This is a genomic window from Sporosarcina sp. BI001-red (assembly GCF_003384035.1).
Taxonomy (GTDB): domain Bacteria; phylum Bacillota; class Bacilli; order Bacillales_A; family Planococcaceae; genus Sporosarcina.
Genome location: NZ_QQAK01000011.1, coordinates 349983 through 362167, shown reverse-complemented (window position 1 = coordinate 362167; position 12185 = coordinate 349983). Strand labels below are relative to the sequence as shown.

The 12185-nt window shown below is 43.9% G+C and carries 11 protein-coding genes; 4 read left to right on the top strand and 7 right to left on the bottom strand.

Features of this window, described 5'->3' with window-relative positions:
* Positions 1 to 5: 5 nt before the first annotated feature.
* The 3 genes from DVB69_RS17565 to DVB69_RS08850 form a co-directional block, all read right to left on the bottom strand.
* Positions 6 to 170 (bottom strand): hypothetical protein, encoded by a 165-nt coding sequence (locus DVB69_RS17565; RefSeq protein WP_158541068.1) that lies wholly within the window; start codon positions 168 to 170, stop codon positions 6 to 8.
* Between the two features lie 312 nt (positions 171 to 482).
* On the bottom strand, positions 483 to 1427 hold the full coding sequence (locus DVB69_RS08855; RefSeq protein WP_233505357.1) for an ABC transporter permease: 945 nt from the start codon (positions 1425 to 1427) through the stop codon (positions 483 to 485).
* Positions 1396 to 2319 carry an ABC transporter ATP-binding protein gene (locus tag DVB69_RS08850; protein ID WP_116018638.1) on the bottom strand — a complete coding sequence of 308 codons (924 nt, stop codon included), beginning with the start codon at positions 2317 to 2319 and terminating at the stop codon, positions 1396 to 1398. Before DVB69_RS08850 ends, DVB69_RS08855 begins: the two co-directional genes overlap by 32 nt.
* A gap of 182 nt (positions 2320 to 2501) precedes the next feature.
* Here DVB69_RS08850 and DVB69_RS08845 point away from each other — a divergent pair, with 182 nt between their 5' ends.
* Complete coding sequence (locus DVB69_RS08845) at positions 2502 to 3551, top strand: LLM class flavin-dependent oxidoreductase (protein ID WP_116018636.1); 1050 nt, start codon at positions 2502 to 2504, stop codon at positions 3549 to 3551.
* A gap of 448 nt (positions 3552 to 3999) precedes the next feature.
* Positions 4000 to 5523 (top strand): D-alanyl-D-alanine carboxypeptidase/D-alanyl-D-alanine endopeptidase, encoded by a 1524-nt coding sequence (gene dacB / locus DVB69_RS08840; RefSeq protein WP_116018634.1) that lies wholly within the window; start codon positions 4000 to 4002, stop codon positions 5521 to 5523.
* Between the two features lie 48 nt (positions 5524 to 5571).
* On the opposite strand, the gene DVB69_RS08835 is transcribed toward dacB, so the two are convergent.
* The 3 genes from DVB69_RS08835 to DVB69_RS08825 all read right to left on the bottom strand — a co-directional run bounded on the left by DVB69_RS08835 (position 5572) and on the right by DVB69_RS08825 (position 8499).
* Entirely contained in the window at positions 5572 to 5910 is a 339-nt protein-coding gene (locus DVB69_RS08835; protein WP_116018632.1) for a hypothetical protein, read from the bottom strand.
* Between the two features lie 102 nt (positions 5911 to 6012).
* Positions 6013 to 7359, bottom strand: coding sequence for a GntP family permease (locus tag DVB69_RS08830; protein WP_116018630.1), 1347 nt, complete (start codon positions 7357 to 7359; stop codon positions 6013 to 6015).
* The gene (locus tag DVB69_RS08825; RefSeq protein ID WP_116018628.1) at positions 7360 to 8499 is read right to left on the bottom strand and encodes a glycerate kinase; all 1140 of its coding nucleotides are present in this window, start codon (positions 8497 to 8499) and stop codon (positions 7360 to 7362) included.
* 129 nt (positions 8500 to 8628) lie between these two features.
* Here DVB69_RS08825 and DVB69_RS08820 point away from each other — a divergent pair, with 129 nt between their 5' ends.
* Positions 8629 to 9708 carry a CdaR family transcriptional regulator gene (locus DVB69_RS08820; RefSeq protein WP_116018626.1) on the top strand — a complete coding sequence of 360 codons (1080 nt, stop codon included), beginning with the start codon at positions 8629 to 8631 and terminating at the stop codon, positions 9706 to 9708.
* A 33-nt stretch (positions 9709 to 9741) separates the two neighbouring features.
* Here the strand turns inward: DVB69_RS08820 and pgeF are convergent, their stop codons facing one another.
* On the bottom strand, positions 9742 to 10497 hold the full coding sequence (gene pgeF, locus DVB69_RS08815) for a peptidoglycan editing factor PgeF (RefSeq protein ID WP_116018624.1): 756 nt from the start codon (positions 10495 to 10497) through the stop codon (positions 9742 to 9744).
* Positions 10498 to 10710: 213 nt separating this feature from the next.
* Between pgeF and DVB69_RS08810 the strand changes: the two genes are divergently transcribed.
* Positions 10711 to 11967: a dicarboxylate/amino acid:cation symporter gene (locus DVB69_RS08810; RefSeq protein WP_116018622.1), complete on the top strand. Its 1257-nt coding sequence runs from the start codon at positions 10711 to 10713 to the stop codon at positions 11965 to 11967.
* Positions 11968 to 12185: the final 218 nt, after the last annotated feature.

The window sequence follows — 12185 nt, the reverse complement described above, 5'->3', positions numbered from 1 at the left end:
AAGTATTACATTGGTGGAGTAGTGTCGACTTTCAAAAGGCTGAGGGCATCTTGGATCAGGCGGATGTCAGTGAGGATTATCGACTTCAATGGAGTGGGCGCAAGTTGATATTCTTCGTTGAGGTGATGTAACTCACGAACCATCACATAACTTTCACACTCTGTCTGCATATTCTGTCCCTCCTCGTATAAGCAATTTTACCCGGTAGATACCAGGTGTAAACTAATTTTCAAGAATTCAAGAAAAAACTTTTCGACAATTGTTGCAAAAAGATGACATGAGTGCTTACATAGCGTGTTAACATATGAAGAATTGCAACCTCATCATTTAATGAGAAAATATTTTTCATAAAAATACCCGACTTACTCTATTAGAAGTATTGCCGGGGTATATCAAGTTTATTCATATATAATTAGGATGTTTGAAAAGTCAAAACACCAGTTATTGTAGAGGCTGCCTCCGCAATAACTGGTGCATGTAAGTTACGCTGTAATATCCCGTTTAGTAAATACTGTGTAGCTAACAATTAAGAATACAACTAGATAGACTGCTAACACAGCTAGCGAGAACGGCAACGTGATGTCATCATTCAAGACGAAATTGGATTCATACATCGTCAAGTCCATATGTGTAAATATCAAGTATTTTACAATTTCAAATCGGCTTAAAAGACCGACGATGACACTTCCCGTGAAGTAGATGAATAAGGATAGCCCAATCGCCATTCCACTTGAGCGGAACACGCTTCCAACCATGAACGCAAACGTTGCGGTGATGATTACATTAACAAATGAGAGCAATAACATGTATAGGCCATGGCTCCATATGGAAACTTCTACAACGTTACCACCTGATACGGCGAGAGCTTGCCCACCCGCCGATGGGAAGAAGACGAAAGCACTTAAAATGGTTGTTATAAAGCCAATTAACATTAGCACTATGCCGAATATCAAAATTGCCAAGTATTTAGACGTCATGATTTTCCATCGTTTCACGGGACGAGTGAGTAGCATTTTAATTGTCCCTTGTGAAAACTCGGATGCGACAATTCCCGCGGCTACAATGACCGTGAGTAGCAATGCAATACTGCCGACTGAAGGATTGTAAATCATACCCTCTCGGCTAGTGTTTTTCAGTGGTGCGATATCATTTGCAAGCCGATATTCAGAGATTTTAACATTCTCTTCTGCATGCCGCTTGCTTTCTCCTTTTAGGACACCCATTTCTAATGAACTTTTATCATTTTCTAGGTCGCTTTGGGTGCTAAGTTTCCAGTCGGATTCATCATCCATTAAACTATCAGACCATTTCACTATCCCCGCCATGGCGATAATGAGTACTACCATCAAGCCCGCCATTATCCAAGTACCTTTTTTAGACCACAGTTTCATCCATTCATTTTGCAGCAGTCTCAGCAAGCTGGCCACCTCCTGTCAATTCGAGGAATTGGTCCTCAAGTGTTTGTCTGTGTGGTTGGATTGCGTATAGCTCTAGTCCGGCGGTTGACAACGTTTTGACGAGCTCGGGAATTTGTGTTTTTTCTGCTTGGATTACGAATCCATCGTTGACACTTTCTGTTTTGAATCCGAGAGACCCAAGGAGTTCAAAGGTTTGGTCAGCAGGAAAAGCTTCTACGTAATAATGAGCTTCTTGTGTTTCACTCATATCCCGAAGGTCCACGAGCTTACCATTTTGAATGACGGCAATCCGGTCACACATGAGCTCAATTTCTGACAGCATGTGACTGGATACGAAAACAGAAACGTCTTCAGTTTGAGCAATGAGTCGTAAGTATTCTCTGAACTCACGAATGCCTGCTGGATCCAGTCCGTTGGTCGGTTCATCTAAAATTAAAAATTTAGGTCTGTGCAACAAGGCTTGAGCAAGGCCAAGACGCTGACGCATCCCGAGGGAATAGGTCCCGACTTTTTCATGGATGCGATTTTGCATTCCAACTTGTTTCACGACTTCGTCAATCCGTTCTTTTGTTACCCCTTTTTGCATGCGCGCAAAGTGTAGCAAATTTTTGTAACCGGACATGAATTTATACATTTCCGGGTTTTCGACGATGACGCCCACTTTAGAGAGAGCTTCTTCAAAATCTGCGGAAAGCGTTTGTCCGTCAATCACGACTTCTCCACCACTTTTTTTCATCAGGCCGACCATCATTCGAATGGTAGTTGTTTTCCCTGCACCATTCGGCCCGAGAAAGCCTGTGATCTGACCAGGGTATAGTTGCAAACTCAGGTCATCAATGATTTTCTTGCCCTTGATCGTTTTGGATAAACTTTTCAATTCCACGATTGGAGTGGGTTCCATGTTGTTTCCTCCTTTGTTTCGTAACGAGATTGTAAAAAAATGTCCATAATAAGGTGTACGTATAGAAGAGCATATAGTTTCGTATTTTTAGAAACTGCTTATGATCGGTTGTTTGTTTCACCATTTCTGCTCTTACACGAGTACAATAGAGAAATTAACGATGCACTTAGGAGGAAGAATCGATGGAGATAGGAATTAGCACGTTCGTTGAGACAACGCCGGATTCGGAAACCGGAAAGCTGAAAAGTCATGCAGAACGATTGCGGGAAGTAGTTGAAGAGATTGTGCTTGCCGATCGGGTAGGACTCGACGTATTCGGTGTCGGGGAGCACCATCGGGCAGATTACGCATCCTCTTCACCAGCGATATTGCTTGCCGCAGCGGCTTCACAAACCTTTAATATCCGGTTGACAAGTGCGGTTACAGTATTATCTTCTGCGGATCCAGTTCGCGTCTTTCAAGACTTTGCCACACTCGATGGAATCTCGAATGGACGGGCTGAAATTATGGCGGGGCGGGGATCGTTCATCGAATCATTCCCGCTATTTGGACAAGATCTATCGGACTACAATGAGCTGTTCAATGAAAAATTGGATCTATTATTGAAATTACGTGAGTCCGAAGTGGTTTCGTGGGATGGAAAACATCGTCCAGCAATTGATCGAAGAGGTGTATATCCACGCCCTGTGCAAGAATCTTTACCCGTCTGGATTGGTAGCGGAGGGAATCCGGAGTCCGTCGTACGCGCAGGAAAGTTAGGACTACCACTCGTACTTGCGATTATTGGAGGACGTCCTACGCAATTCGCACCACTCGTTCAATTATATAAGCGAGCTGCAGCCGCAGCAGGACATGATGTGTCAAAATTGAAGATTGCATCTCATTCACATGGTTTCGTTGGAGAAACGACTCGGGCAGCTGCAGATGCATTTTTCCCATCTACTCAATACGCCATGAACGTAATTGGTAAAGAACGGGGTTGGGCACCTTATGAACGAGGTACGTATGACAATGCACGAAGTTTGGAAGGGGCATTGTATGTAGGGGATCCAGATTACGTGGCGAAAAAGATTATCAAATTGAGGAAAGAAGTAGGAATCACTAGATTCCTACTTCACGTTCCAGTTGGATCTATGCCACACGATGAGGTGATGAGTGCAATTCGGTTGCTCGGTGCAGAAGTGGCACCAAGAGTACGGGAAGCAATTGCTGAGTGGGAAACAGAATCATGAGATGAATAAAGAGAGGGCAGCCGTGTGTTAGTAGACACAGCTGTCTTTTTTTATCAGCAAATAGAAAGATAATTGAAAAATAGGCTGCCTCAATTCTAGTGATGACAAGTATTATGACAAAGTGAATCCCAATGTTCGGTTCATTGACGGTTTTATCTTAAGTGGTTTCTCTCCCTTGTAATAAATGCACCTCATAGACCCCGCCCGTTTAAAGCCAGAACCCCATCCACTTAACCAGGTACTCAATGTTTTACAGAAAGTATCGTGTCCTCCAGCTCATACACCACCACTAATGTACATAAACTATACCAGTTGATGATTTATGGGACAGGCGACCTAGCCAGTGCTCTGTAACTAACTCATTAAATTCTGATTTTTCTATAAGATAACAGTTTATTCTACCAAATACTTGATATACTAAAGAAAAGTCAAAGGGGAATGATGTTGAATGCTAAAGAAACGAATTAGAAAACAACTTCTATTACTTGCATTATTAGTTGCGGTCGCATTTCTACCAATCGCTTATGAACACACGATTCCGGCACTCACTGCCTCTGCAGCCTTAATTACTCCACCTGCGAATGCTTCAGTTACGTTATCCAAGAAATTAGACGTATTACTAGCAGATCCGAAATTGAAGGGTGGAATTACGGGTGTAAGTGTGCGAAACGCGGAGACTGGCAAATCGGTCTATTCTCATATGAGTGATATTCGATTGCGACCTGCTTCCAACATGAAATTGCTGACAAGTGCGGCTGCTTTGGATGTGCTTGGTGCAGACTACCGATTTAAGACGGAAGTATCGACAACGGGTAAGTTAAAGGGATCGACTCTTCAAGGGGACGTGTATTTGGTAGGAAAAGGGGACCCTACTCTTCTTCAAAGCGACCTTGTGAAGTTTGCTGAAGAGTTAAAGCAAAAAGGCATCAAAACTATTCAGGGTGATTTGTTTGCAGATGACAGTTGGTATGACGATGACCGATACTCTCAAGACCTGAATTGGTCAGATGAATTCAACTACGTCGGGGCACAAGTTTCGGCGCTCACGCTTTCTCCGAATGAAGATTATGATACAGGGACAGTGATTGTGGAGGTGAAACCTGGGGAAAAAGCGGGCGAACTACCATCCGTCTCGTTAACACCAAAAACGGAGACTTCCGTCATTGTAAATAAAGCGACTACCATTGGAAAAGACGGAGAAAAGACGATTTCCATCCACCGCGAGCATGGGACCAATCGAATGATTATAGAAGGTTCTATTCCAGTCGGTGCCTCAAGTTCACGGTCATGGACGGCTGTTTGGCAACCATCAGAACTTGTGCTCGATGTATTCCGAAATGCGTTGCAAAAAGAAGGGATTCGCGTTCTTGGAAAGAATGGATTGCAGCGTGCTGGAGTACCTAAAAACGCGAATGTTCTTGTATCCAAGAAGTCTATGCCATTGAATGAAGTCTATATCCCATTCATGAAGCTGAGTAACAATGGTCATGCAGAAATGCTTGTGAAAGAAATGGGAAGAGTCGAAAAAGGGGAAGGAAGTTGGAATGCTGGTCTTGCGGTAATGTCTGAAACACTGGAAGGGCTGGGTATCGCAAAAGATTCGGTTCTGCTGCGTGACGGTTCTGGAATGTCACACAAAAATCTGGTGTCTTCCGATACGTTGACGACACTTCTCATTCAAGCTCAAGAAAGGCCTTGGTATTCCGCTTTCAGAGAGTCGCTACCACTCGCAGGTGAAGCAGACAGGATGGTCGGTGGAACACTTCGAAATCGCATGAAAGGGGAGTCGACGAAAGGGAATGTAGCTGCAAAAACCGGGTCGATCACAGGTGTATCCACATTGTCAGGTTATGTAACAACGAAAAGAGGAACCCCACTCGTTTTCTCTATCATGATTAATAATTACATTACGGGACCCGTTACCCCAATTGAAGACGCCATTGCAACAGCAATTGCGGAAGCGGATTTATAATCTGAAAAGCAGAACTTCCGAGGGGATACCCGGGGAAGTTCTGCTTTTTCAGTGCGCTCGATTCACTTTGTTTTCAAGATCGAAAATACGTGATTTAATGACCATGAATTCCTCCGTAACGCTCTCATCATGAACCAATCGCTGTTCAGTTTGGTGTTCAAATTGACCGCCAATCCCTACTAGTAAGTTATCCACTCGATCAAACCGCGTGTTCATCTCGAAATGTAAGTTTTCCAGTCCAGACTTCAAAGAACCAACATCAGACTTCAATCCAACAACATCCGATTTCAATCCAACAACATCTGACTTCATCTCACCTAAATCTGACTTCATATCCCGTACGTCTGCCGTAAGTCCTACTAACAACTGTAAGATTTTTTCTTCCATGCTGCGTAGCTCCCCTCGACTGCTTGTTTTTATAAGTATACAACGGTAACTTATAAAAGTCTAGCATAAAAGGAACTAGTGTTCGTGTTTGTTTAAACCACTTTACACGAGAATTAACCATAATATCATCGTGAATACAATCGTCGTAACGCCCATCAATAGAGTCGCCATAGTTTGTGCTTTGTAAGCATCTGTCACCTTCATCCCACTGAACTCTGTCACGACCCAGAAGAAGCTATCGTTTACATGACTCACCGTCATTGCACCAGCACCAACTGCCATAACTACAAGAGCAAGTGGAATCGCCCCTTCAATCCCCATTGCAGGTAGCAGGGGTGCTACTAATGTGGACGCAATGACTAGCGCCGCAGTCGAAGATCCTTGTGCGGTTTTCAATGCCGCAGATATAAGGAATGGAACAAGTAAGAATAACGCTCCGCCACCAAGTGCAGTGAAATTCATTTCACCAATCACTTCTGCGACACCAGAAGTAGAAATGACTTTACCAAATGCACCACCGGCTCCCGTAATTAGTAAAATCGGAGCAGCTTCTTTGAGGCCTTCTCCAATCCAACCTGTAAGAGTCTCTTCGTTCCATTTTGGAAGCAGTAAGAATGCTCCAAGTACTCCGAACAGCAAAGCAACTGAAGGTGAGCCAATGAACTGTAGGAATGAGCTAAGGCCACTTTCTCCCATTGTAAGTTTAGCAACTGAGCCAGCGCCGATTAAAACAATTGGTAAGACAATCGGAAGGAATGCTTTAAATGCAGAAGGCATCTCGCCAAATGATTTAACGATTTCATCGTAGTCGAATGTTACAGATTCTTCGTCTTCAGGAACAGTGATTTTAGATCCAACTTTTACAGCCCATAAGTAGCCGACAACTGTTGCTGGAATTGCAACGATAAGACCGATTAAAATAATCACACCTAAGTAGCCTTCTGCCCCGATATTACCAGCGGCTGCAATTGGTCCAGGTGTAGGTGGGACTAGTGTATGTGTCGCAAATAATCCTGTTGCAAGCGCTACGGACATTGATGCAATTGTTACACCAGCTCGTTTTGCAAGCGCTTTCTTTAGGCTGGATAAAATAACGAATCCTGAGTCGCAAAATACAGGAATCGAAACGATGTAACCGATAAGCGACATCGCGAGTTGAGGTCGTTTTTCACCAATTACGCGTAAGACAACTTCAGCCATACGATAAGCAGCACCAGACTTCTCAAGAATGACGCCGATGATGGTACCTGCAACGATAACAATTCCGATACCTTTCATCAATCCGCCAAAACCTTCGTTAACGGTATCCACAACAGTCAGTAGAGGCATTCCAGAAGTGATCCCTATGAAGAAGGCACCCGCAAGTAATGATAAGAATGGATGGATTTTCAAAACAGCTGTTAAAAAGATAATAAGTACAACACTTAAAATAATCATGGTGAACAACATTTAACATTCCTCCTTATTTTTAAACTGTAGAATCGCTTGTTTCGTTGTTTCTTTCAGTAAGCGATACGGTTCCAACATAGCTTCTGCAACAGAGATGCGTTCTGAAGTGATCGCATGCACGCAGGTAAATAATTCACCAAGAGCGACTCGACTTTCAGGTGTGACAACCCCTGATATAAGTAACGTTGGAACGTTAGCTTGATGGGCTGATTGTGCGATACCGTATGGCGTTTTTCCAGAAAAGGTTTGACTGTCGGAACGCCCTTCTCCGGTGATAACGAGATCCGCAGTTGCCAAGTGTTCATCAAAACGAAGTGTTTCCAACACGACGTTGATGCCTGGCTGAAAAGTGCTTGGAAAGAAGACTTGGAACGCACCACCAGCTCCGCCGGCAGCTCCTGCTCCTGGTGTATAGTGAAGAGATATCCCTGTACGTCGCTCTATAATGTCTGCGAAATTTGCAAGGCATCTATCAAGATGTGGAACATCTGTGTCCGTAGCTCCTTTCTGAGGTCCGAATACCGCCGAAGCTCCATCTGGTCCAATAAACGGATTGGTGACGTCTGCTGCAATCAGAAACGTACTTTCAGCGATCCGGGGGTCGAAAAACAACGGATCAATGGTGTGTAACTGCTGTAGTGCAGCTCCACCTCTAGGAATTTCCTCTCCATTTGAGTCGAGTAACCTCATTCCCAGTGCTTGTAAGATACCAGCACCACCGTCATTTGTGGCACTACCCCCAAGCCCGATAATAAAGTCTCGGCACCCCTCATTGAGAGCGTGAACGAGTAACTGTCCCGTCCCGAATGATGATGTGATGAGAGGGTTTCGATCCTGTTCTGCAAGACGCATGAGACCGGATGCTTCTGCTAACTCGATTACACAAGTCGATCCATTCCCTAGCATTCCGTAGCGCGCTAGGATTAGATGACCAAGCGGCCCCTCAACAAAAAGAGAGACAAATTTTCCATTTGTTGCGTCGACTAAACTTTGCATCGTCCCTTCACCGCCGTCAGCAGCAGGTAGTAAGATAGGGGTGTTTGTAGGGTCAGCTTCTAGGATTCCTTCAGCCATCGCTTCGGCTGCATGGAGTGCAGACAAGGTTCCTTTAAAGGAGTCTGGTGCAATGAGTATTTTCATACGAGCATCATTCCTATCGAATAGTAGTTGATGTTTATTATTATATGTACAGAATAATCTAAATACATTAGACTGGGTGTATAAGTATTCATTAGATTCATAGACTATTTTGTACATAGAGGTGAAAATATGCTGACGAAGAGACTTGCTGAAGAAATTGTGGAACAAACGATGCTTAGACTGTCCCGCAATTTGAATGTGATGGACATGAATGGAATGATTTTGGCTTCAGGGGAAACGGATCGGGTGGATCAAATCCATGAAGGAGCAGCTTACGTTGCGAAAACTGAAAAATCACTTTGGATATCTAAAGAAAGTCTGCTCGAGTGGCCAGGTTCAAAGCCCGGAGTGAATTTGCCGATTCATTATAAATCACGACTAGTGGGTGTGATTGGCATTACGGGATCAGAAGAAGAGCTGCGAGATGTAGCGCCCCTTGTCCAGTTAACTACGGAAATGATGGTTCATCAGTCCATATTGACTTCTGAAACAGAGTGGAAGAGAACTGCGGGGGAGTTGGTGTTTAGAGAGTTAGTCAGCGGACAACCGATTTCAGGAGCGACCATCGATCGAATGAGGATGTTGTCCATTTCGTTGGAAGGCCCGTTTACAGTATTAATTGTGCAGCAAAGTGAGACGACCCGCACACCTAACCGTTTTGCGGAGTGGCTAGAAGAAACTATGGGGATAAGATCTGTGCTGACAGGATCAGATCACGGAAATGCCATACCTACCCTAATATGGGGAGTGAGACGGGAAACTGTGATAAAAAGACTGGAGCATATTTGCCAACACAAAGGTGTTTCGATTCATAAGATTGGGATCGGTAAAACAGTGTTCGAAGAAGAAGATATCGTTTTGGCCTATGAATCTGCCTGTCATGCGATGCAATTCGGTGTGATGAATGAAGTGATTAGTGATTTTGAAACAATAGAAATGCGCGCATTAATGGGTGCGTACCAAGGGACCTTACACGCCCAATACGTTGAGAAGGTGTTAGGAAATCTCAGTGAGCAGTTAGTAGAAACCCTTAAAATGTATTTGAATCTTGAACAGCATGCCCAAAATACATCTACTGAGCTTGGGGTTCATCGTCATACGCTCGCATATAGACTTAAACGTATTACTGAAATCACAGGGTTAGATCCTACTCGTTTCACCTCAGCGGTTCCATTGTATTATGCGATGATGTTAAAAGAAGGTTTATAAACATGAAAAAACCGAGTGAGTTCCACTCGGTTACTAGAGGCAGATGAAGGCGAGATGCCTTCCTGCTTTTTTGTCTTGCCGATACGAAAACCCATCTTCGCTTTGAAACGTACATATCGGATCGATCGAAATATTAGCACTTGGGATGCCTGCGAGTTCGCATTGAGTTTTTACCGTCCGCTGGTTATCAATATGATACTTGCCGGTCGTTGCATGGAACGAAATCCATGGCTCCGCATAGCCGAGTGCGTGAAAATTTTCGTAGACATCACGATCAACTTCAAATTTTTCTTGGCTAAGTGCGGGTCCTATCACTATTTGGAAATCTTCAGGCCGACATCCTTCCTGTTCAATAAGATGCTTCAACAATTGCGATGTGATTTCTTTGACGGTACCTTGCCAACCGGAGTGGATGACGCCTACAATACCCGCGTGTTCGTTCGATAGAAGTACAGGTACACAATCCGCCATGAAGCCGGCTAAAACGATGCCTCGTTCGTTTGTGTAAAGTGCATCAGTGTCCGGGATTGCCGTAGCTAGAACGGTTGCACCTCTTCCACGATTTGCTCGTGTTACTTTATGGAAGTTTGCGCTATGTGTCTGGTTTGCATAGACAAAATCATCTGTTGAATATCCAATGGAAGATGCAAGTGTTTTACGGTTTTTGAGGACAGATGCGGGATTCAGGCAAGCGTGTAACGCCAAGTTATTCTCTTCAGGTGCACTTGAGTCTTTCAAAGTAAAGCCTGAAATTGCACTCCCTTTTATGTCGTATCGCTTTATTTTCATCCCTTTCACTCCTAGTTATCGAAATGTTTGCTTATTATTGTACCATGTCGTGGGGTTACAAGTGCAGCAGATAGGGAAGAAATGAATACACCCTGCCGTATTGAGCAGAGACATTGACAACCTATTTTATGTGCATTATTGTAGACTATTATAATCCCTAGTAAGCAGATAGGATTTAATGAGAACTATAAAGAAAAGGGGATGCCGACATACATGAAAGCACTCTGGAACCGATATGCGAATGCATCTTTAATACTTAAAATAACGATCGCCCTGATTCTTGGGATTGCGGCGGGATTGTTAATGGGAGAGCAAGCGAGCGTGTTTGCGCCACTTGGAGATCTCTTGATCCGTCTTCTGACATTCTTAATAATTCCCCTTATCCTTTTTACGCTAATCGTTGGTGTGAATCAGACGACGATTTCGAATCTCGGCCGCATGGGTGGGAAAGTTTTCATCTACTATACGGCCAGTTCTGCCGTTGCGATTACCGTGGGACTTGCGGTTGCAACGCTGTTTCAGCCTGGAACCGGTATGAAGTTAGATGTAGGTAAGTCATTTGACGTACCGGATAATCCCGGCATCGTCAATGTGTTACTGAATATTGTTCCGTCAAATATAGTCACTGCGTTTACGGAAATGAACTTGTTAGGCATCATTTTTACAGCACTCGTTTTCGGTATTGCAATTTCTGCAATGCGTGGTTCAGAAGGGTTAAATGAGCTCGGGAATCATTTGCTGAAGACGGTTAGTGCACTGAACGAAGCATCATTGTTCATCCTCAAAGGGATTTTGCAATATGTTCCGATAGGTGTATTTGCAATAATGGCGAAGACGGTGGGAAGCCAAGGAGTCGACACACTCCTTTCTCTTGGAGGCATGATTGGTGTGCTGTACGCAGCATTATTAGCGCAAATCGTGTTGTATACTGTCGCGATGTTGCTGTTTAAAGTGAACCCATTAACGTTTTTCAAACATGCTCGGACACCGATAACAACAGCTTTTGTGACGCAAAGTAGTGCAGGTGCGTTGCCATTATCGTTAACTGCTGCCCATGATTTAGGGTTACCGCGCAGTTTGTATGGATTTAGTTTGCCGTTAGGTGCAACGATCAATATGGATGGAGCTGCGATACGAATCGCAGTGTCCGCGGTTTTCGCTGCAAATATATCTGGCCATCCGCTTTCGCTAACGGATATGCTCATGGTGGTCTTGATTGGGACGCTAGCGTCTATTGGAACTGCTGGTGTTCCTGGGGCAGGGATTGTCATGATTGCAACGGTTTTTGTACAGTTAGGGTTACCTATTGGAGCAGTTGCTTTGCTTACGTCGATTGATGCCCTGATTGGAATGGGAGCCACTGCACTGAACGTCACTGGTGACCTCGTTGGCACAACGCTCATCAGTCGTACTGAGAAACGAAAAGCCGCTTCAAAAAAACTGGAAGAAGAAGCTACAACACATTCTTAAAAGTGTTCGCCTATCGACTACTTAAGCCAGCAGACAGAGACGTATAATGCGTCTCTGTTTGCTGGTTTTTTCAGGACTAACATAATTGAATGACACATTAGAATGAATGGGAATATTCTGTTACCATTGACTTATAGTGATATATGGAAGAAAATTGTACAGGATCATAAACTGTAAATAGCATGCATTGCCACAAGTTGTGATGCAGTGAACCATAA